General features: G+C 68.5%; 19 protein-coding genes and 1 other RNA gene. 5 read left to right on the top strand and 15 right to left on the bottom strand.

The features are described from left to right. Positions 1 to 111 precede the first annotated feature (111 nt). From ftsZ to mraZ, 14 genes are all read right to left on the bottom strand, one after another. Positions 112 to 1,344: a cell division protein FtsZ gene (ftsZ, locus tag ABE434_RS06855; protein WP_176990394.1), complete on the bottom strand. Its 1,233-nt coding sequence runs from the start codon at positions 1,342 to 1,344 to the stop codon at positions 112 to 114. A 266-nt stretch (positions 1,345 to 1,610) separates the two neighbouring features. Further along, on the bottom strand, positions 1,611 to 2,846 hold the full coding sequence (gene ftsA, locus ABE434_RS06860; protein ID WP_017355446.1) for a cell division protein FtsA: 1,236 nt from the start codon (positions 2,844 to 2,846) through the stop codon (positions 1,611 to 1,613). Next, a complete protein-coding gene (locus tag ABE434_RS06865; protein ID WP_293984920.1) occupies positions 2,843 to 3,595 on the bottom strand; it encodes a cell division protein FtsQ/DivIB in 753 nt (250 codons plus the stop codon). Before ABE434_RS06865 ends, ftsA begins: the two co-directional genes overlap by 4 nt. Further along, a complete protein-coding gene (locus ABE434_RS06870) occupies positions 3,592 to 4,575 on the bottom strand; it encodes a D-alanine--D-alanine ligase (protein WP_346478293.1) in 984 nt (327 codons plus the stop codon). The genes ABE434_RS06865 and ABE434_RS06870 overlap by 4 nt, the downstream gene beginning before the upstream one ends. Continuing rightward, on the bottom strand, positions 4,572 to 6,008 hold the full coding sequence (gene murC / locus ABE434_RS06875; RefSeq protein WP_346478294.1) for a UDP-N-acetylmuramate--L-alanine ligase: 1,437 nt from the start codon (positions 6,006 to 6,008) through the stop codon (positions 4,572 to 4,574). Before murC ends, ABE434_RS06870 begins: the two co-directional genes overlap by 4 nt. A 37-nt stretch (positions 6,009 to 6,045) precedes the next feature. Beyond that, a complete protein-coding gene (gene murG / locus ABE434_RS06880) occupies positions 6,046 to 7,140 on the bottom strand; it encodes an undecaprenyldiphospho-muramoylpentapeptide beta-N-acetylglucosaminyltransferase (protein WP_346478295.1) in 1,095 nt (364 codons plus the stop codon). Next, on the bottom strand, positions 7,137 to 8,465 hold the full coding sequence (ftsW, locus tag ABE434_RS06885) for a putative lipid II flippase FtsW (protein ID WP_346478296.1): 1,329 nt from the start codon (positions 8,463 to 8,465) through the stop codon (positions 7,137 to 7,139). Before ftsW ends, murG begins: the two co-directional genes overlap by 4 nt. Then, positions 8,465 to 9,550: a phospho-N-acetylmuramoyl-pentapeptide-transferase gene (gene mraY / locus ABE434_RS06890; protein WP_088433957.1), complete on the bottom strand. Its 1,086-nt coding sequence runs from the start codon at positions 9,548 to 9,550 to the stop codon at positions 8,465 to 8,467. The genes ftsW and mraY overlap by 1 nt, the downstream gene beginning before the upstream one ends. Continuing rightward, positions 9,540 to 10,934: a UDP-N-acetylmuramoyl-tripeptide--D-alanyl-D-alanine ligase gene (murF, locus tag ABE434_RS06895; protein ID WP_346478297.1), complete on the bottom strand. Its 1,395-nt coding sequence runs from the start codon at positions 10,932 to 10,934 to the stop codon at positions 9,540 to 9,542. Before murF ends, mraY begins: the two co-directional genes overlap by 11 nt. Continuing rightward, positions 10,931 to 12,412, bottom strand: coding sequence for a UDP-N-acetylmuramoyl-L-alanyl-D-glutamate--2,6-diaminopimelate ligase (locus ABE434_RS06900; RefSeq protein ID WP_346478298.1), 1,482 nt, complete (start codon positions 12,410 to 12,412; stop codon positions 10,931 to 10,933). The genes murF and ABE434_RS06900 overlap by 4 nt, the downstream gene beginning before the upstream one ends. After that, positions 12,409 to 14,253 (bottom strand): penicillin-binding transpeptidase domain-containing protein, encoded by a 1,845-nt coding sequence (locus ABE434_RS06905; protein ID WP_346478299.1) that lies wholly within the window; start codon positions 14,251 to 14,253, stop codon positions 12,409 to 12,411. The genes ABE434_RS06900 and ABE434_RS06905 overlap by 4 nt, the downstream gene beginning before the upstream one ends. Further along, positions 14,250 to 14,513 carry a cell division protein FtsL gene (gene ftsL, locus ABE434_RS06910; protein WP_123728341.1) on the bottom strand — a complete coding sequence of 88 codons (264 nt, stop codon included), beginning with the start codon at positions 14,511 to 14,513 and terminating at the stop codon, positions 14,250 to 14,252. The genes ABE434_RS06905 and ftsL overlap by 4 nt, the downstream gene beginning before the upstream one ends. Beyond that, the gene (gene rsmH / locus ABE434_RS06915) at positions 14,510 to 15,478 is read right to left on the bottom strand and encodes a 16S rRNA (cytosine(1402)-N(4))-methyltransferase RsmH (RefSeq protein WP_176990403.1); all 969 of its coding nucleotides are present in this window, start codon (positions 15,476 to 15,478) and stop codon (positions 14,510 to 14,512) included. The genes ftsL and rsmH overlap by 4 nt, the downstream gene beginning before the upstream one ends. A gap of 14 nt (positions 15,479 to 15,492) precedes the next feature. Beyond that, on the bottom strand, positions 15,493 to 15,939 hold the full coding sequence (mraZ, locus tag ABE434_RS06920) for a division/cell wall cluster transcriptional repressor MraZ (protein ID WP_176990404.1): 447 nt from the start codon (positions 15,937 to 15,939) through the stop codon (positions 15,493 to 15,495). Positions 15,940 to 16,263: 324 nt separating this feature from the next. Between mraZ and ABE434_RS06925 the strand changes: the two genes are divergently transcribed. Together ABE434_RS06925 and rnpB are read left to right on the top strand one after the other, a co-directional pair. Then, positions 16,264 to 17,040 carry an NRDE family protein gene (locus ABE434_RS06925; RefSeq protein ID WP_346478300.1) on the top strand — a complete coding sequence of 259 codons (777 nt, stop codon included), beginning with the start codon at positions 16,264 to 16,266 and terminating at the stop codon, positions 17,038 to 17,040. A gap of 26 nt (positions 17,041 to 17,066) precedes the next feature. Next, positions 17,067 to 17,417, top strand: an RNA gene (rnpB, locus tag ABE434_RS06930) — RNase P RNA component class A. Positions 17,418 to 17,710: 293 nt separating this feature from the next. Here rnpB and rsmI read toward each other — a convergent pair. Continuing rightward, the gene (gene rsmI, locus ABE434_RS06935; protein ID WP_346478301.1) at positions 17,711 to 18,532 is read right to left on the bottom strand and encodes a 16S rRNA (cytidine(1402)-2'-O)-methyltransferase; all 822 of its coding nucleotides are present in this window, start codon (positions 18,530 to 18,532) and stop codon (positions 17,711 to 17,713) included. A 79-nt stretch (positions 18,533 to 18,611) separates the two neighbouring features. Between rsmI and ABE434_RS06940 the strand changes: the two genes are divergently transcribed. From ABE434_RS06940 to ABE434_RS06950, 3 genes are read left to right on the top strand one after another with little or no spacing between them, the layout of a single operon-like run. Further along, on the top strand, positions 18,612 to 20,333 hold the full coding sequence (locus ABE434_RS06940; RefSeq protein ID WP_346478302.1) for a penicillin-binding protein activator: 1,722 nt from the start codon (positions 18,612 to 18,614) through the stop codon (positions 20,331 to 20,333). Between the two features lie 5 nt (positions 20,334 to 20,338). Then, positions 20,339 to 20,707 carry a YraN family protein gene (locus tag ABE434_RS06945; protein ID WP_176990454.1) on the top strand — a complete coding sequence of 123 codons (369 nt, stop codon included), beginning with the start codon at positions 20,339 to 20,341 and terminating at the stop codon, positions 20,705 to 20,707. Next, on the top strand, positions 20,707 to 21,243 hold the full coding sequence (locus ABE434_RS06950; protein ID WP_346478303.1) for a metal-dependent hydrolase: 537 nt from the start codon (positions 20,707 to 20,709) through the stop codon (positions 21,241 to 21,243). Before ABE434_RS06945 ends, ABE434_RS06950 begins: the two co-directional genes overlap by 1 nt. Position 21,244 lies beyond the last annotated feature (1 nt).

Consider the following 21,244-nt stretch of genomic DNA (forward strand, 5'->3'; position numbering starts at 1 on the left):
GCCCGGACGTGCGTGATGCACGACGGCGGTCAGATGCCGGGCCGATCCTGGCCCGGCAGCATGGGACATGGAGGCGCTTACCGGGGAGGACAAGGCCCCGGCATGCGTGGCTCAGTCCGCCTGGCGGCGCAGGAACGCCGGGATGTCCAGGTAATCGTTGGGCAGTTCAGCAGCGGCCGGACCCGACGCACTCGGGGCGGTCGGCGCCACGGTGTCGGCGCTGGGACGACGCAGGCCCATGCCCATGCCCATCCCGCCCACGGCCTTGGAGACCGCATCGCCGCCGTTGTCGAACTCGCCGAACTCCGGCTGGCCGGTGGTGGCGTTGCGGACCAGCTTGATCGGTGCGCGCTCGCCCGGACGCTGGGTCTTGGCGGTGACGGCACGGTTCAGGCCGGTGGCGACCACGGTCACGCGGACTTCGTCCTGCATGTCCGGATCCAGCACGGTACCCACGACCACGGTGGCATCTTCGGAAGCGAAGCCGTCGATGGTGCGGCCGATCTCGTCGAACTCGGCCATCGTGAAGTCGGCGCCGGCGGTGATGTTGACCAGGATGCCGTTGGCACCGGCCAGGTTCACATCGTCCAGCAGCGGGTTCTGGATGGCGGCTTCGGCCGCGGCCTGGGCGCGGTCATCGCCACGCGCGGTACCGGTGCCCATCATCGCCAGGCCCATTTCGGACATGACGGTGCGGACGTCGGCGAAGTCGACGTTGATCAGGCCCGGACGCACGATCAGGTCGGCAATGCCCTGCACGGCGCCCTGGAGGACGTCGTTGGCGGCACGGAAGGCCTGGATCATGGTGGCGTTGCGGCCCAGCACGGTGATCAGCTTTTCGTTCGGGATGGTGATCAGCGAGTCGCAATGCTGGCTCAGCTCTTCGATGCCCTTCAGCGCGACCTGCATGCGGCGACGGCCTTCGAAGGGGAACGGCTTGGTGACCACGGCGACGGTCAGGATGCCCATCTCCTTGGCCAGCTGCGCCACGACCGGGGCTGCGCCGGTACCGGTGCCGCCGCCCATGCCGGCGGTGATGAAGACCATGTCCGCACCCTGCAGGGCGTCCATGATGCGCTCACGGTCTTCCAGCGCGGCCTGGCGGCCGACTTCCGGATTCGCGCCTGCGCCGAGGCCCTTGGTGACGTTGGTACCCAGCTGCAGCTGCAGCTTGGCACCACAGTTCTTGATGGCCTGCGAGTCGGTGTTGGCAGTGATGAATTCCACGCCGTCCACACTGGTGCTGACCATGTGCGCCACGGCGTTGCCGCCGCCGCCGCCCACGCCGATCACCTTGATCACCGCATTGGGTGCCATCTTTTCAATCAGTTCGAAATGCGCCATGTCCGTGTCCTCTTGTTGCCGTTTACGCGGGACGGGGGCTTCGGAGAATCCTTCTCCTGTCCTCCCCACCGTCGTGCCGGCGAGTTGTAGTTGGTATGCCGGGCCGGATAGAGCCAACCGCGGCGGTGTTGCCTGCTTCAATGAACGACCCGGGGGCCGGTGGTGCTGCATCGCGTTGCGGGTGGTGCCGGTGTTGCGTGGACTACGTGGATTTTTCGGGAACTGCTTATCGCGTATTGCATGTGTACTGCGTGTTGCGACCGCGATCAGAATTCGCCGCGGAACCAGGTTTTGAGTTTCTTGAACATGCTGCCGGCGCGACCGGTGGGCAGCGACGGGCGACGCGGGTGTTCGATCTGGCTGCCCATCAGCAGCAGGCCGACGCCGGTGGCATGCACCGGGTTGCCGACCACTTCGCCCAGCCCGGTGACGTGCTGCGGGATGCCCACGCGCACCGGCATCTGCAGCATTTCCTCGGCCAGTTCGACCACGCCTTCCATCTTCGAGGCGCCACCGGTGAGCACCATGCCGGCGCGCACCAGTTCCTCGAAGCCGGAGCGGCGCAGTTCGGCCTGCACCATCTCGAAGATTTCCTCGTAACGGCCCTGCACCGCCTGGGCGAGTGCGTGGCGCGGCATCCGGCGCGGCGGACGATCGCCGACGCTGGGCACCTGGATGCTTTCCTCGGCGGTGGCCAGCTGGGCCAGGGCGCAGGCATAGCGCACCTTGATCTGCTCGGCTTCCGGGGTCGGCGTGCGCAGCATGTGCGCGATGTCGTTGGTGACGTGATCGCCGGCGATCGGCAACGACGCGGTGTGGCAGATCGCGCCCTGCACGAACACGGCCAGGTCGGTGGTGCCGGCGCCCATGTCGACCAGTACCACGCCAAGCTCGCGCTCGTCGGCGGTCAGCACGGCCACGCTGGAGGCCAGCGAGGACAGCACCAGGTCATCGACCTGCAGGCCGCAGCGCTGCACGCACTTGGAGATGTTGGCCGCGGCCGACTGTGCGCACACCACCAGGTGGGCGTGCACTTCCAGGCGGACGCCGGTCATGCCGACCGGGTTGCGGATGCCTTCCTGAGAATCGTCCAGCACATACTCGCGCGGGATCGCATGCAGGATCTTCTGGTCGGCCGGGATCGCCACCGCCTTGGCCGCGTCCAGCACGCGATCCAGGTCGCCCCAGGTCACTTCGCCGTCGCGGATCGGCACGATGCCGGGCGAGTTCTTGCATTGCACGTGGTTGCCGGAGATCGAGGCGTACACCGAGCGGATCTCGCAGCCGGCCATCAGCTCGGCCTCTTCGACCGCACGCTGGATGGACTGCACGGTCGATTCGATATCGACCACCACGCCGCGCTTGAGACCGCGCGATTCGTGCGAGCCGATGCCGATGACCTCGATCGGATTGCCCGGCGAATACTCGCCGACCAGCGCCACCACCTTGGAGGTGCCGATATCCAGACCGACGATCAGTGATTTGTCACCCTTGCGATTCATGTCCTGTCCTGCGTCCTGTGCGCCACATTGGCCGGCGCGGCCGGTGCGGCCGGAGCCGGGGTACCCCAGCTCAGCGTGAAACCATTGGTGTATCGGAGGTCGGCGCGCTCGATCGGCGCCGCCTGGTTGGCCAGCTGCGGCAGCACGCGCACGAAGCGCTGCAGGCGCGAACGGGCATCGTCGCGGCCGACGACCACTTCGGTGCCGTTGCTCAACACCAGCGACCAGCTGCCGCGTGCGTCCATGGTGACCCGCTTGACGTCCACCCCGGCCGGCGCGAACAGCGCACGCGCGTCGTTGTAGAGCGCCACCACTTCTTCGGTCTGGCTGTCCGGACCATCGAGGTCGGGCAGCTCCAGGTCCTGCAGCTTCTTCGGCGTGGCGAACAGCTTGCCCTGCTCGGAGAGCAGGCGGTCATTGCCCCAGCGCGCGAACGGCTTGTGCTCGACCAGAGTGATTTCCAGCACGTCGGGCCACTGCTTGCGGACCTGCGCGCTTTCGACCCACGGCAGGGTTTCGATCGCGTCCTGCGCATCCTGCAGCTTGACCGCGAAGAAACCGGACTTCGCATACGGCAGCACGACCTGCTGCAGCTGCTCGGCCGGCACCCGCTTGAACTCACCGTGCACGCGCAGCTTGGCCAACGGCCACCGCTCGGCACCGACCCAGCCGTTGAGCACCGCCACCACGGGCAGTGCCACGACCGACAGGGCCAGCAACCAGACGAAGATGCGCAGCACCGCGTTCATGCGTGGCTGTTCTCCTGCGCTGCGTGACCCGGCAGGGTCTGCTCGAGCACGCGCCAGACCAGCTCTTCAAAGCCGATCCCGGCCTGGCTCGCCGACTTGGGCACCAGCGAATGGCTGGTCATGCCCGGCGCGGTGTTCACTTCCAGCAGGTGGAAGCGGCCCGTGCCGCGGTCGCGCATCACGTCCACCCGGCCCCAGCCACGGCAGCCGGCGGCGCGGAACGCGGCCAGTGCGATGCGGCGGATCTCGATTTCGTCTTCGCCGTCCAGGCCCGGGCACAGGTACTGGGTGTCCTCGGCGATGTACTTGGCGTTGTAGTCGTACCACTGGCCCTTGGGCACGATGCGGATCGACGGCAGCGCCTGGTCGCCCAGGATCGCCACGGTCAGCTCGTCGCCGACCACCATCTGCTCCATCAGCAGCTGGCCGTCGTAACGCACCGCCAACGCGACCGCCTCATCCAGCCCGGCGTCTTCGGTGACCCGGCTGATGCCGACGCTGGACCCTTCGTTGGCCGGCTTCACCACCACCGGCAGGCCGAGTTCGGCGGCGGCGGCGTGGACATCGGCGGCCTCGTCCAGCGCGATGAAGCGCGGGGTCGGCAGGCCGTGCGACAACCACACCTGCTTGGTGCGGATCTTGTCCATGCTCAGCGCCGAGCCGAGCACGTCCGAGCCGGTGTACGGCACGCCGAAGGCTTCCATCAAGCCCTGCACGATGCCGTCCTCGCCACCGCCGTTGTGGCCGTGGAGGATGTTGAACACGCGGTCGAAGCGCTTCTCGACCAGCGCGAGCGCCAGGGCCGGGATGCCGTCGACCGCGATCGCATCGACGCCGCGCGCGCGCAGCGCTTCGATCACGTTGCGGCCGGAATCCAGCGAGACATTGCGCTCGCTGGAGGTGCCGCCCAGCAGCACGGCGACGCGGCCGAACAGGGCCGGGTCGGTGATTCGCAGCGGCGGGAAGATCAGCGCGTTCATGCCGCCGGGGTCTCCTGGAAGCCTTCGCCGGCGATCTGCTGGGCGATGTAGCCGATGTCACCCGCCCCCATCATCAGCAGCAGGTCACCGTCCTGCAGTACGTCGGGCAGCACGTGCGCCAGTTCGGCGGCATTGCCGACCACGACCGGCTCGCTGCGGCCGCGCGCGCGGATGGCGCGGGCCAGCGAACGCGAATCGGCGCCCGGGATCGGCGCTTCGCCGGCCGGGTAGACCTCGCTCAGCACCAGCGCGTCCACTTCGGACAGCACCGCGGCGAAGGCATCGAACTGATCGCGGGTACGGCTGTAACGGTGCGGCTGGAACGCCACGACCAGGCGCTGGCTCGGCCAGCCTCCACGGGCGGCGGCGAACACGGCGGCCAGCTCACGCGGATGGTGGCCGTAGTCGTCGATCACGCGGACCTTGGCGCCGGTGTGCGTGGTGACGATGCCCAGGTCATTGAAGCGGCGGCCGATGCCGGCGAAGCTTTCCAGCGCACGCGCGATCGCTTCCGGCGCCACGCCGAGCTGCCAGCCCACGGCCGCGGCGGCCAGGGCATTGAGCACGTTGTGCGCGCCCGGCAGGGCCAGCGTTACCGGGTGGCTGCTGCCTTCCGGCAGGCGCAGGGTGAAATGCATGCGCGGGCCGTCCTGGACCACGTCTTCGGCACGCACATCGGCGTTGCTGCTCATGCCATAGCTCATGACATGGCGCGGCGTCTGCGCGGCCAATGCGGCCACTTCCGGATCGTCGATGCACAGCACCGCCAGCCCGTAGAACGGCAGGCGCTGCAGGAATTCGGCGAACGCAGCCTGGACCCGGGCGAAATCGTTGCCGTAGTTTTCCAGGTGGTCCGAATCGATGTTGGTGATCACGGACACCAGCGGGTTCAGGCGCAGGAAGCTGCCATCGCTTTCGTCGGCTTCCGCCACCAGCCACTGGCCACCGCCGAGCTTGGCGTTGGCACCGGCGGCGAGCAGCTGGCCGCCGATCACGAAGGTCGGGTCCAGCCCGCCTTCGCTCAACACCGCGGCGGTGAGGCTGGTGGTGGTGGTCTTGCCATGCGTACCGGCCACCGCGATGCCGCGGCGGAACCGCATCAGTTCGGCCAGCATCGCCGCGCGCGGCATGATCGGAATGCGCTGGCTGCGCGCTTCCATCAATTCCGGATTGTCATCGCGGATCGCGCTGGAGACGACCACGCAGTCGGTGCCGAGCACGTTGGCCGCCGAGTGGCCGCGCATCACGCGCGCGCCCAGGCTGGCCAGGCGGCGGGTCGCGGCGTTGTCGGCGTTGTCCGAACCGGAGACTTCATAGCCCAGCGTCAGCATCACTTCGGCGATGCCGCTCATGCCGGTGCCGCCGATGCCGACGAAGTGCACGCGCGGGAACGCGCGTACCAGGTCGTTGGTGTCGTGGAGGCGGCGGATCATGCGCGGCCTCGCGCCAGGCTGGCGCGCGTAGCGGTGTTCATTTGGATTCCTCGAGAATGATGTCGGCGATGCGCTCAGCGGCATCGACCTTGGCCAGGGCACGCGCGGCGTTGGCCATCTGCATGCGTCGGGCGGAATGTTCGGACAATTCGCGCAACACGCCTTCCAGCTGTGTCGCCAGCGTTTCATCCTGCTTCAGCAACACGGCAGCGCCGCGCTCGGCCAGATACTCCGCATTGCGGGTCTGGTGATCGTCGACGGCCGCCGCGAACGGCACCAGCACGCTGCCCACGCCGACCGCGCACAGCTCGGCCAGGGTGGAGGCGCCGGAGCGGCACACGACCAGATCGGCCCAGGCGAATGCCTCGGCCATATCGGCAATGAAGGGTTCCACGCTGGCCTGCACGCCGGCATCGGCGTACGCCTGCAGCGCTTCGGCGTGCAGCTTCTCGCCGCTCTGGTGGCGTACCTGCACCGGCATGCCGGTGCCCAGCGCGGCCAGGGCCTTGGGCACCGCGTTGTTGAGCACGCGTGCCCCTTGGCTGCCACCGAGCACCAGCAGGCGCAACGGGCCCTGCCGGTTGGCCAGGCGCAGCTCGGGCGGGGTGATCGCGGCGATCTCGGCGCGGACCGGATTGCCGACCGCCTCCTCCCGCTTCGCGAAGCTGCCCGGGAAGCCGGCCAACACGCGCCGCGCGACGCGCGACAGCACGCGGTTGGTCAAGCCCGGGGCGCGGTTCTGTTCGTGCACCAGCAGCGGCAGGCCGTGCAGGTGCGCGGCGATGCCGCCGGGGCCGGAGGCGTAACCACCGAACGCAATCACGGCACGCGGCTGGCGATCACGGATGAGGAAGCCGGCCGCGCGGACCGCGCGCAGCAGGCGGAACGGCGCGCCGAGCAGGGACAGCCTGCCCTTGCCGCGCAGGCCGCCGATGGCCAGCGTATCGATGTGGATGCCCTGCTGCGGCACCAGGCGCGTTTCCATCGCGCCATCGGCACCGAGCCAGGTGACCGGCACGCCGCGTTCGCGCAGCACCTTGGCCACGGCCAGGCCGGGGAAGATGTGCCCACCGGTGCCGCCGGCCATGATCATGACCGGGCGCTGAGAGGGATCGAGGCGAGGCGTGCTCATCCCATCCTCCCCAGGGTCGGTTCGATGCGCTGCTGCATGCGGCTGGTGCCACGGGGCGCGCTGTCACGCGGTGCGGCATCGCGCGCGGCGCTGTCCTGCATCGCCGCGGCGATCGCGCTGGCGCTGTCGGCCTTGTGCACGTCGCCCGGCAGCGGGCCATCCTGGTCGGCGCCCATGCGCACGGCCTGGCGGCGCTCGGCGCGATCCAGTTCATAGGACACGCGCAGCAGCAGGCCCATCGCCACGCAGGTCATCAGCACGCTCGAGCCGCCGGAGGAGATCAGCGGCAGGGTCAGGCCCTTGGTCGGCAGGATGCCGAGGTTGACCCCGATCGAGACGAAGCTCTGCATGCTGATCCACAGGCCGATGCCGAAGGCGATGTAGCCGGAGAAGTGGCGCTTCATTTCCACGCAGCGCATGCCCAGCCAGAAGGTGCGGCCGACCAGCAGCGCATACAGCGAGATGATCAGGCAGGTGCCGAGGAAGCCCAGCTCCTCGGCGGTGACCGAGAAGATGAAGTCGGTATGTGCTTCGGGCAGGTAATAGAGCTTCTGCACCGAGTTGCCCAGGCCCACGCCGGTCCACTCGCCACGGCCCACGGCCATCAGCGCATTGGACAGCTGGTAGCCGTCACCCTGCTGATCGGCCCACGGGTCCAGGAAGGAGGTGATGCGGCGCATGCGGTACGGTTCGATGATCGCCAGTGCGCTCATGCCGACCATGCCGATGATCACCGGCATGGACATGCGCGGCATGTTGACCCCGCCCAGCACCAGCATGCCGGCGGTGATCGCCAGCAGCAGGGTGGAGGAGCCGAAGTCCGGCTGCAGCAGCAGCAGCACGACCAGCGCGCCGGCCACGCCGAGCGGCTTGAGCATCGCCGGCCAGGTGGCATTGACCTCGTCGCGGAAGCGGACCAGATAGCTGGACAGCCACACGATGTAGAGCACCTTGACCGCTTCGACGGTCTGGAACTTGGAGATGCCCAGGTTGATCCAGCGGCGGGCACCGTTGACGCTGCTGCCCAGGCCCGGGATGAACACCACCACCAGCAGCGCGAAGCAGCCCAGCAGCAGGATCTGGTTGTACTGCTCGATGCTCTTGAGCTCGGTGCGCATGGCGATGATCGCCAGGCCGATACCCACCGCCAGGAAGATCAGGTGGCGGTTGAGGTAGTAGAACGGACTGCTCATCAGCGCGATCGAGCTCGACGCGACCATCACCACGCCCAGCCCGGTGAGCGTGATGATCGCGCCCAGCAGCCACTTGTCGAAGTGGCCTCCGATGGCTTCCAGGCGGGTGGCTTGGCGCGACAGGTCGTTCATCAGCGGACCTTCAACGTGGCCAGGCCGATCAGGACCAGGACGACCGAGATGATCCAGAAGCGCACGATCACGCGCGGCTCCGGCCAGCCCTTCAGTTCGAAGTGGTGGTGGATCGGCGCCATGCGGAACACGCGCTTGCCGGTCAGCTTGAACGAGGCGACCTGGATCATCACCGACAGGGTCTCGATCACGAACACGCCGCCCATCACCACCAGCACCAGTTCCTGGCGGGTGATCACCGCGATCGTGCCCAGCACCGCACCCAGCGCCAGCGCGCCGATGTCGCCCATGAAGACCATGGCCGGATAGGTGTTGAACCACAGGAAGCCCAGGCCCGCACCGGCGATCGCCGCGCAGATGATGACCAGCTCACCGGCACCCGGAATCTGCGGGATCTGCAGGTAGCTGGAGAACACCACGTTGCCCGAGGCATAGGCGAACACGCCCAGTGCGCACGCGACCAGCACCGTCGGCATGATCGCCAGCCCGTCCAGGCCGTCGGTCAGGTTGACCGCGTTGGAGAAGCCGACGATCCAGAAATACGCGATGGCCACGAAGCTGATGCCGGCCAGCGGCAGCGCGATCGACTTGAACATCGGGATGTAGAACGTCATCGCCGCCGGGACATCGGCGGTGTAGAACAGGAACAGACCCGCAGCCAGGCCGAAGATCGACTGCAGCAGGTACTTCCAGCGCGACTTCAGGCCGTTCGGGTCGCGGCGGACGATCTTGATCCAGTCGTCGTACCAGCCGATCGCGCCGAAGCACAGCATCACGGCCAGCACCAGCCAGACATAACGGTTGCGCAGGTCAGCCCACAGCAGCACCGACAACGTGATCGTCAGCAGGATCAGCGAGCCGCCCATGGTCGGGGTGCCGGCCTTGGCGAAATGGGTCTGCGGACCATCCGTACGGATCGGCTGGCCACCCTTGAACTGGGCGAGCTTGCGGATCATCGCCGGGCCAAGCCACAGCGACAGGAACAGGGCGGTCAGCGCCGCGAGGATGCCGCGCAGGGTCAGGTAGCCGAACAGCCCGAACAGGCTCTCCAACTGCTGCAGCCATCGGGCCAGTTCAAGCAACATTGGGGGTTTCCTCTCCTTGCGCGAGCAGCGCTTTGACGATCGTGTCCATGGCGCTGCCACGCGAGCCCTTGACCAGGCAGCGCACGCCGGCATGCAGTTCGCTGGCGAGCGCGGCGGCCAGGGCCTGGTGGCTCTGGAAATGCTGGCCGCCCTCACCGAAGGCGGTCGACGCGGCGGCGCTCAGCGGGCCGAGCGTGTACAGCCGCTTCAGGCCGACCTCGCGGGCACGGCGGCCGGCCTGGGCATGCAGCGCCTCGCCGTCCGGGCCGAGTTCGCGCATGTCGCCCAGCACCAGCCAGCCTTCTTCCTTCGCGCCGGCCAGGGCATCGATGGCGGCCGCCAGCGAGCCCGGGTTGGCGTTGTAACTGTCATCGACCAGCACCGCACCGCTCGGCAGCTGGTGCGCGATCTGGCGGCCCGGGACCGGCTCGGCGCGGGCCAGCCCGGCGGCGATCTGGGCCACCGTGATGCCCGCGGCCAGCGCCAGCGAGGCGGCGGCCAGCGCATTGCTGATGTTGTGCCGGCCCGGCAGGCCCAGCGTGATCTCTGCATCGCCCTGCGGCGTGGACAGCACGAACTGGCTGCCCTGCGCGGCCGGACGGATCGCACGCGCGCTGACATCGGCGCTGTGGTCCAGGCCGTAACGCAGCACGCGGCAGCGCGGTGGCTGGCCGACGATGTGCTGTTCGAACCAGATCCCGAAGGCGTCATCGGCATTGATCACGGCCACGCCATCGGAGGGCAGCGCCGCATAGATTGCGCCCTTGGTGGTGGCCACGCCCTGCAGGCTGCCCATGCGCTCCAGATGCGCCGGGGCGATGTTGTTCACCAGCGCGTAGTGCGGGCGCACGATCTCGGTCAGGTAGGCGATGTCGCCCGGCTTGCCGGCGCCCATCTCGTAGACGGCGAAATCGGCGTCTTCGGGCGCATCGAGCACGGCCAGCGGCAGGCCGATCTCGTTGTTGCGGTTGCCCGGGTTGGCGTAGACCACCTTGCGGTCGTCATGCGCGACCTGTTCCAGGATCGCCAGCAGCAGGCTCTTGACGCTGGTCTTGCCGTTGCTGCCGGTGATCGCGAACACCGCGGTGTCGCGGTCGCGCTGCATGCCGGCGGCGATGCGCCCCAGGGCATGCTCGCTGTCGGCGACCACGATCTGCGGCAGCGCCACATCCAGCAGGCGCTCGACCAGCATCGCCGAGGCACCGCGCGCCAACGCGTCGGCCGCGAAGTCATGGCCATCGAAGCGCTCGCCACGCAGGGCCACGTACAGGCTGCCCGGGGCGAGCGTGCGGGTGTCATTGCTGATGGCATCGATGGCGGTGTCTTCGCCATGGATCTCGCCACCGGCCCAGTGGGCGATCAGCGACAGCGGGGTGCGCTTCATTCGTTCACCCCCGCGCGCGCGGCCAGCACACGGCCGGCCACTTCGGTGTCATCGAAGGCGTGCTTGACCCCGTGGATCTCCTGGTAGGGCTCGTGGCCCTTGCCGGCGATCAACACGATGTCGCCCGCGCCGGCCTGGCCGATCGCGGTGGCGATCGCGGCGGCGCGGTCGCGCTGCACGGTGACGGCAGCGGGTGCATCAAATCCCTTGAGGATGTCGGCCACGATCACGTCGCCGTCTTCGCCGCGCGGGTTGTCGTCGGTGACGATGACCACGTCGGCATGCCGTTCCGCGATGGCGGCCATCTGTGGACGCTTGCCGGTATCGCGTTCGCCGCCGCAGCCGAACACGCAGACCAGCCGCCCGGCCAGATGGCCCTGCACGCTGGTCAAGGCCTGTTCCAGTGCATCCGGGGTGTGGGCGTAATCGACCACGACGGTGGGCAGGCCGCCCTCACCGCCCAGGCGGTTCATGCGGCCGGCGATCGGCTGCAGCTGCGAGAGCAGCCCCGCGATCGCGGCCGGGGCGTGGTCCAGCGCATACAGCGCACCGGCGACCGCCAGCAGGTTGTCGACATTGAAACGCCCCAGCAGCGGCGACTGCACCGGATGCCGCTGGCCGTCGACCATCAGGTCGAAGGCGATGCCGCGGCCGTCCAGGGTGAGCGAATCAGCGCGCAGAGTGGCCTGCGCGGCACCGCGCGAGCTCACGCCGATCGGGCGCACGCTGTCGCCGACGGTGCGCAGCAGTTCGCTGCCGAAGCTGTCATCCAGATTGACCACGGCGGCCTTGAGTCCGTCGCGATGGAACAGCTTGGCCTTGGCCGCGCCGTACTGCGCCATGTCGCCGTGATAGTCCAGATGGTCGCGGGTGAGATTGGTGAACACCGCCACGTCGTAATGGACGGCATCCACGCGGCCCTGGTCGAGCGCGTGCGAACTGACTTCCATCGCCACGGCCTGTGCCCCGCCATCGCGCAGCTGGGCCAGAACGTCATGCATCTGCAGCACCAGCGGCGTGGTGAAACCGGTCGGCACGACATCGCCATAAAGACCGACGCCCAGCGTGCCGATGCTGCCACTGCGGGTGCCGAGCAGGTGCCAGGCCTGGGCCAGCAGCTGCACGGTGGAGGTCTTGCCGTTGGTGCCGGTCACGCCGACCATCGTCATCGCGCGCGAGGGATGGCCATGGAACTGGTCGGCCATCGCCCCCATGCGGTGGCGCAGGCCCGGCACGGCAATCGCATCGACCGGCGCAGGCAGCTCGGCCGGGGCCGGCGGGTCGAACAGGATCGCCCCGGCGCCATTGGCGCGGGCCTGGTCGACAAAGCCCAGCCCGTGCGCGCCGAAACCGGCGATCGCCACGAAGGCATTGCCCGGGCGCACCGCGCGGCTGTCCAGCACCAGGCCGGTGATGGTCGGGTCGTGGCTCAGCGCCACATCGGGAAGCAACTGCGACAGCAACATCATCTGGCTCATTGCGTGCCTCCCTGCGCGGGCGGCACTGTGGCGTGCGCGCTGGGCAGCGCGGCATCGAATTCTGCGGCGGCGTCGGGCGCGATCACCGTTTCCGGTGGCGGCGTCGGCAACGACGAGGCGGTATGCCCCAGCTTTCCGGACTGCTGCGCGGCCAGCCACGACTCGATGTCATCCGGCGGCACGTCCATCAGGCGCAGCGCGCCCTCCATGACGTTGTGGAACACCGGCGCGGACACCAGGCCGCCGTAGTACTTGCCGCCCTGCGGGTCGTTGATCACGATCACCGTGGCGAAGCGCGGATTGGTGGCCGGCACCACGCCGGCGAACAGCGCGTTGTAATGCCCGCGCTCGTACCCTCCCGGCCCCGCCTTGCGGGCGGTACCGGTCTTGCCGGCCACGTGGTAACCCAGCACCGCCGCCTGCTTGGCGCCGCCCTGGGTGACCACGGTTTCCATCATCGCCACCACATCCTTGGCGATGTTCTCGTCGATGATCTGCTTGCCTTCGTTGCGCTGGCCCTTGACGAAGGTCGGCGCGATCAGCTTGCCGCCGTTGCCCAGCGCCGAATAGGCGGTCGCGATCTGCAGCGGGCTGACATTCAGGCCGTAGCCGTAGGACATGGTGGTCTTGGACGGACCACTCCAGCGCGCCGGGCGCGGCAGCACGCCGGCCGATTCGCCGGGGAAGCCGCTGTGCGGGGCGACGCCATAGCCGAAGCTGTGGATGTGGTCGTAGAAGACCTGGTCCGGCATCTTGGCCGCGATCTTGGCCGCGCCGATGTTCGAACTGCGGGTGATCACGCCGGTGACGTTGAGCACGCCATTGTTCCGCGGCACGTCCTTGATGGTGTAGCGGCCAAGCGCCATGTAGCCCGGGTTGGTGTCCACCGTGGTGTCCTTGGTGACCACGCCGGACTGCAGCGCCGAGGCGATGGTCAGCGGCTTCATCGTCGAACCCGGCTCGACCAGGTCGGTCACCGCGCGGTTGCGACGGGTGTCCGGTGCCGCGCCGCCCACGGCATTGGGGTTGTAGGTCGGCAGGTTGACCATGGCCAGGATCTCGCCGGTGGCGACGTCCATGATCACCATCGAGCCACCCGCGGCCTTGTTCTCGATCAGCGCGTTGCGCAGCTCCTTGAAGGCCAGGAACTGGATGCGGCGGTCGATGCTGAGGGTGAGGTCCTTGCCCGGCTCGGCGGCGCGCAGCAGATCGCTCTCCACCGTGTCGCCCTTGCGGTTGCGGATCACGCGCTTGGCGCCGGCCTTGCCGCGCAGCCATTCGTCGAAGGCCAGCTCCAGCCCTTCCTGGCCGCGGTCGTCGATGTTGGTGAAGCCGAGCACGTGCGCCATCGCCTCACCCTGCGGGTAGAAGCGGCGGAACTCGCGCTGCGAGGCCACGCCCGGAATCTTCAGCGCGACCACTTTTTCCGCGTCGTCCGGATTGATCCGGCGGCGCAGGTACATGAATTCCTTGTCCGCCTTCTGCGAGAGCTTGGAGGTCAGCTCGTCCAGCGGCATGCCCAGCGCGGTGGCCAGCTCGGGGATGCGGTCCGGCGAGCGCAGCAGTTCCTGCGGGTTGACCCAGATCGAGGCGACCGGAGTGGACACCGCCACCGGCTCGCCATTGCGATCGGTGATCATGCCGCGCGAGGTGTTGATCGGCAGTTCGCGCAGGTAACGGGCTTCGCCCTGGCGCTGGTAGAACTCGCTGTTGATGATCTGCACGTAGGCGGCGCGGCCGACCAGCGAGACCGAACACAGGCCGAGCGCCAGCCCCACCCACTTCAGGCGCTGGCGGAGGTTGAAGCTGTTGCGCGCACGGTTGCGGCCGGACTTGTTCATGGCCGGATCACCACGACATCGGCGGCTTCGGGGAACTTCATGCCCAGGCGCTCGCGCGCGACGCGGTCGACCCGGGTCGCCTCGGCCAGGGTGGCCTGCTCGAGCTGCAGGCGACCGAACTCGATGTTGATCTCATCGCGCGCACGCTCGACCCGCGACAACTCCACGAAGGTCTGGCGGTGGCGATGGCGCATGAACACCACGCCGATCGCCGAAGCGATGGTGCAGGCCAGCAGCACGATCAACAGCAGGCGGCTCATCCGGCCACCCCGCGCTTCTCGGCGACGCGCAGCACGGCGCTGCGCGAGCGCGGATTGACCGCCAGCTCATCGTCTTCTGCCTTGATGGCGCCACCGTGCAGGTCCAGCGTCGGCACGAACGCGGCCAGCTCGGGCAGCCGGCGATTGCTCGGCGGGGCTTTGGCGTGGCGGTTCATGAACTGTTTGACGATACGGTCTTCCAGCGAATGGAAGCTGATCACCGCCAGCCGGCCACCGGGCTTGAGCCGCGCCATCGCCGCGTCCAGGCCCGCCTCAAGGTCGGCCAGTTCGCGGTTGATATGGATGCGGATCGCCTGGAAGCTGCGCGTGGCCGGGTGGATCTTGTCCTTGCCACGCGGCATCACCGAGGCGATCAACTCGGCCAGCTCGGCGGTGCGGGTGAAGGGTTGCTTGTCGCGGCGGGCGACGATGGCCTTGGCGATGCGGCGGCCCTGGCGCTCTTCGCCGTAGGTCCACAGCACGTCCATCAGCTCGCGCTCTTCAACGCGGTTGAGCCACTGCGCCGCGCTTTCGCCGCTGTCCGGGTCCATGCGCATGTCCAACGGGCCGTCCTTGCCGAAGCTGAAACCGCGCTCGGCGACATCCAGCTGGGGCGAGGACACGCCCAGGTCGAACAGCACGCCGTCCAGTCCCCCGGCGGTGGCGTCCCAGTGCAGCAGATCGGCGAAGCTGCCACGGAAGATCGAGACGCGCGGGTCCGGCGCGAAATCACGCTCGGCTACCGCAATCGCCTCGGGATCCTTGTCCATGACCAGCAGCCGGCCTCCAGGACCGAGTTGCTCGAGCACGCCGCGGGCGTGACCGCCACGACCAAACGTGCCATCGAGATACACTCCGTTTTCGATCACCTTCAGGCCATCCAGGACCTGCGTGTACAGGACCGGCAGGTGGCCCGCCGGCGACTGCGACACCGGAAGGTGACCGGTCTGCGCTGCTCCGCGCATCCGGGCACCCCGGCTCACAACTTCAGGTCGAGCAACCCATCGCCGAGATCCTCGTCAGACAACGTCTGCTGGATCAACGCGCGATGAGCCTGCTCGCTCCACAATTCGAATTTGTCGCCCATACCGAGCAGCACCGCCTTCTTTTCAATGCCAACGGCACCACGGTGGCTGGCGGGAATACTGATGCGGCCGTTGGCGTCCAGCTCCAGATGCGCGGCCGAACCGACCAGCTTCTGTTGCAGCAGACGCACGACGCGCTGTGTGTTGGGCTTGGACATGACGTCGTCACGGACGCGTTCCCATTCCTGTTCGGCGTACAGCCACAGACAGCCGGACTCGAACGGGTTGTAGGTCAGGACCAGACGGTTGTTGCTCACACGCGCGACAAGGTCGCGATGCGCGGTCGGAACCGCCATGCGCCCTTTGTCGTCAACAGTGATGGCCGTCTCGCCTTGAAACACGACGTTTTCACCTTTCCTTCGCCCGGTGAAACATTGAACCACGAAAAACCACAAAAAACCCGGTTTCCCCTCTGATGCCCACCTTAGCAGTGCCGATTGGGTTGTCAACAACTTTGCGAAGGGGAAATCACTTTGAACATCAAGGGCTTGCAGCAATGTTTAGAGACTTGTTCAAGGCTTATCCACAAGTTGCTGTTTCGTCTCATTTTTTGAGATTTCGCCGAAGTTCAGGCCTGTGGAGACCGCGTGAAACATCGGCCCGTATTCAGTCCTGGCCGGGTCGTCATCGCCTCGGTGCTGCGCAGAACCGGCACAATGTGAGGCATGTGTCTGCTCGCCCTTGCCTGGAAAACGCACCCCCGCTGGCAGCTGGTGATGGCCGGCAACCGCGATGAATTCCACGCGCGGCCTACCGCCGCCCTGCACCACTGGGCCTCGCCGGACGACGGCATCGCCGCCGGACGCGACCTGCGCTCGGGCGGCACCTGGGCCGGGGTCGGACCCGGCGGCCGCATGGCGGTGGTGACCAACGTGCGTGACCCGCTCGCCCGGCAGACCGGCCCGTCCCGGGGAGCGCTGGTGGCCGATTACCTGCGCGACGACGCGCCCGCCGCCCTGTTCGCCGACCAGCTTGCCCGGCGGGCGGTCGAGTTCGCTCCCTTCAACCTCCTGCTGGCCGACCGCGGCAGCTGCCAGTTCCTCGGCAACCACCCGCTGCACCGGCAATCGCTGGCCCCGGGCATCCACGGCATGTCCAACGGCCCGCTGGACGCGCCGTGGCCGAAAACCGTGACATTGAACGCCACCCTGCGCGCATGGGTGGACCTGGCCAGCGACGACCTGAGCCCGCTGTGGGACGCCCTGCGCGATGAGACCCGCGCCGACGACAGCGCGCTGCCGGATACGGGGATCGGCCTGGACCGCGAGCGCTGGCTGTCGTCCGCCTTCATCCGCAGCCCCGAGTACGGCACCCGCGCCAGCACGATCATCGCGCTGGACGCCGACGGCCAGGGCTTCATCGCCGAGCGGCGGTTCGATGCGGAGGGCAACTGCAGCGGCGAGACCCGGCTGACGACCGCACGGCTGTCTGCGCCGAGGTGACGGGAATGTGGGACAATGCGCGCGGCGGAGTCGGCCAGACAGTCGCGTCATCCCTTGCGGATGCCGAGGAAAGTCCGGGCTCCACAGGGCAAGGTGCCAGGTAACGCCTGGGCGGCGCGAGCCGACGGAAAGTGCAACAGAAAGATACCGCCTACGTTTCCTTCGGGAAGCCGGTAAGGGTGAAATGGTGCGGTAAGAGCGCACCGCGAGTCTGGTAACAGACCGGCACGGCAAACCCCACCTGGAGCAAGACCAAATAGGGACCTAATGGCGTGGCCCGCGTCGGGTCCGGGTAGGTTGCTTGAGCGCTGCGGTGACGCAGCGCCTAGAAGAATGACTGTCCACGACAAAACCCGGCTTATCGGCCGGCTCCGCCCTTTCTTCGCGATGCCGCGAAGAAGCTCCACGGTTTGCGATGCAAACCGTGGGCCCCGGGCGCCACCAGCGTCCAATTCCCCGCGGCTGTCGCCGCGCCCCCTTTATTAAAGAGGGCTGTGCCTCCAGACGGTTGGCGTAGGGCGGCATTCAATCTGCACGCGCGGTAGAGCCACCCCATGGGTGGCTGCCTTACGTTCTGGCATCGCGTGCAGCCACCCATGGGGTGGCTCTACCTTCTTTGGCACCACGTGCAGCCACCCATGGGGTGGCTCTACCCGCCCACGTGGGGCGATCAACCGCCGTACAGGGCTTTTCTGGGGGCGCCGGTGAGTTCCGCGGCGAGCTTGGCCGCGGTGGATGGCGGCAGGTGTTCGCTGAGCTTGGCGTACATGCGGCGGCCGGCGGCCAGCTGGGCTTCCTCGTCGTCGGCCGCGCCCTGCACCATCACCACGAACTCGCCCTTGCGCTGGTTGTCGTCCGCCTCGACCTGCTGCAGCAGCGAGGCCAGGTCACCGTCCAGCACGGTCTCGAACAGCTTGGTCAGCTCGCGCGCCAGCACCGCCGGCCGCTCGGACCCGAACGCAGCGACCATGTCCGCCAGCGATTCGGTGATCCGGTGCGAGGATTCGTAGAACACCAGGGTGCGGGTTTCACCGGCCAGCGCATGCAGGCGCTCGCGGCGGCCGGAGGCCTTGGCCGGCAGGAAGCCTTCGAAGGTGAAACGATCGCTGGGCAGGCCGGCCACGCTGAGCGCGGCGATCGCCGCGCAGGCGCCGGGAATCGGGCTGACCTTGATCCCGGCTTCGCGCGCGGCGCGGACCAGGCGATAGCCCGGATCGCTGACCAGCGGCGTGCCGGCATCACTGACCAGCGCCAACGATTCGCCGGCCAGCAGGCGCGCCACGATCCGCTGCGACAACGCTTCTTCATTGTGGTCATGCAGCGCTACCAGCGGCTGCTGGATGCCGAAGTGGGCCAGCAGCTGGCCGGAGCGGCGGGTGTCCTCGGCGCAGATCGCGGCCACCGAACGCAGCACGTCCTGTGCCCGCGGGGTCAGATCGGCGAGGTTGCCGATCGGGGTGGCAACGACATACAGCGTGGGGACAGCACTCATCAGCGGCTCTTCCATGGTCAAGGGTAGAATCGTACCGTTCCCCGGCCACGGCCGCTGCCCCCATCGAATGGACCTGATCATGAACAAGCCCGTCGTACGGATCTCCGCCCTTTCGTTGTCGCTGATGCTGCTTGCCGGCTGCGCCACGACCAGCTTCACCAGTGCGCCGGAATCGCCGGCCCAGAGCCAGGCCCTGGCGCTGATCGAGCAGGGCAAGCCGCGCGATGCGGCGGTCCAGCTGGAAGCGCTGGCCAATACCCTGCGCGGCAGTGCCCGCAGCGCCGCCCTGGCCGATGCCGCGTTCGCCTGGCACGAAGCCGGCGATGCCGCCCGCGCCCGCACCCTGCTGGCCCAGGTCACCGCGCGCCAGCTCAGCGGCGCCAGCCTGCAGCGTTACCAGCTGACCACCGCCGAACTGGCCCTGGCCGACAAGCAGCCGGCACAGGCGCTGGCCGCGCTGAAAGAACCGTCCGAAGCAGTGACGCCCGCGCTGCGTACGCGCTGGCAGCTGGCCCGCGCCAACGCATTGCAGGCCACCGGCGACAACCTCGGTGCCGCGCTCGAGCGCGCCCGTGCCCACGCCGCGCTGACCGGCAAGGCGCGCGCTGACAACCAGCAGGCCATCGCCGGCCTGCTTGGCACGCTGGACGATGCCACCCTGCGCGCCCGCACCGCGGCCTTGCCGGCCAACGAGCCGCTGTACAACTTCGCCGGCCGTGCGCTGATCGCCCGCGGCCTGCCGCTGCCGCGTCCGTTCGATCGCGAAGGTGCCTCGCAGTTCGATACCAGCAAGCGCCCGCCGGCGATGAGCGATGGCTACCGGCCGCCGGTGAAGATGGCCGTGCTGCTGCCGCTCAGCGGCCGCCTGGCCACTGCCGCGCAGCCGGTCCGCGATGGCCTGCTCAGCGGTTACTACGGTGAGACCCGCCGCCGCCCGGACATCCAGTTCATCGATACCGCCGGCACCGCCGCCGGTGCCGTGGCCGCCTACGACAAGGCGGTGACCGCCGGTGCCGATTTCATCGTCGGCCCGCTCGGCCGCGACGAAGTGGATGCCGTGTTCGGCCGCCGCGAGCTGCCGGTGCCGGTGCTCGCCCTGAACCGCGGCAAGGACACCCCGCCGGCTGGCAGCGCCGGTTTCTCGCTGGCCCCGGAAGACGACGGCATCATCGCCGCCGAGTACCTGCGCGGCCGCGAGCGCAGCAAGGTGCTGGTGATCCACAGCAACGATGACAACGGCCGCCGTGCCGCCGCCGCCTTCCGCGAGCGCTTTGCGCAGCGCGGTGGCCAGGTGGTGGCCACGATCGGCGTGAGCGACACGGTCGGCGACATCGGTGCGCAGGTGCGTGGCGCCGGCGCCATCGATGGCGTGCTGCTGGCGGTCAAGGCCCCGCAGGCGCGTGCGCTGACCCCGCAGCTGGCACTGGCCGGCGCCGGTGGTGCGACCCGTGTCGGCACCTCGCAGCTGACCGTCGGTGCCGGCAAGCCCGAGGAAGACATGGCGCTGGACGGCATCGTCTATCCGAACGAAGCCTGGAACGTGCGCGGCGTGCCCGGCCTGCCGGCCGCCTCCACCGCCGGCCAGATCCTGCCCTCGGCGCGCGGCGCGTCCGGCCGCCTGTTCGCGTTCGGCTTCGATGCCTGGAAAATCAGCGCCTACCTGGACAAGGTCGCGACCGAAGGCGGCCTGGCCGGCGCCACCGGCACCCTGTTCCTGGACAGCAACGGCAACGTGCTGCGGGTGCCGGCGTGGTCGACCTTCAGCGGCGGCCGGCCGATGCCGATCGCCACCAGCAACTGAAGCACGTGCCGACCGGGCGCGCGGTGCGTGGTGCGGCGGTGGAAGCCGCCGCCCAGGCCCATCTCCGCGATGCCGGGCTGCGCCCGGTCACCACCAACGCGCGCTATCGCGGCGGTGAGATCGACCTGATCATGCGCGACGGCGACGTCGTCGTGTTCGTCGAAGTGCGCTACCGCGCCAACGACCGCTTCGGTGGCGGCGCGGCCTCGGTGGACCGGCGCAAGCGACGCAAGCTGGTGCTCGCCGCGCAGCTGTTCCTGCAGTCCCATCCCTGGCTCGCCGAGCAGCCCTGCCGTTTCGACGTGGTCGAAGGCAGTGGCGATCCGCCGCAGCTGAACTGGCTGCGCGACGCGTTCCGGCTGGAAGACTGCTGATGCCCTCCATCTTCACCCACGCCGCCATTCCGCTGGCGCTGTGGTGCGCCGCCGATCGCGGCCGCATCGCCACGCCGTTGCTCGCCGCCGGCGTCGTCGCGGCCATGCTGCCGGATGCGGACGTACTCGCCTTCGCGCTGCACATTCCCTACGCCGACAGCTTCGGCCATCGGGGCGCCAGTCATTCGATGCTGTTCGCCGCGCTGATGGCATTGCTCGCCGCGCTGCTGCACCGCCGCCTGCGCGCCACGGCAGTGCAGGCGGCCGCGTTCGTCGGTATCTGCGCGCTGTCGCACCCGTTGCTGGATGCGCTGACCTCCGGCGGTCTCGGCGTCGCGCTGTGGTGGCCGTGGAGTGGCGAACGCTTCTTCGCCCCGTGGCGACCGATCCGCGTCTCGCCCTTCGCGCCGCAGTTCTTCAGCGCGCGCGGCATGGCGACCGTCCTTTCCGAACTGCGTTGGGTCTGGCTGCCCCTGACGCTGGCCGTGATCGGCTGGCGAGCGATCCAACTCGCGCCCCTGGATTCCCGGACCTGAT

This window comes from Stenotrophomonas sp. TWI1183 (genome assembly GCF_039673115.1).
GTDB lineage: Bacteria > Pseudomonadota > Gammaproteobacteria > Xanthomonadales > Xanthomonadaceae > Stenotrophomonas > Stenotrophomonas maltophilia_AA.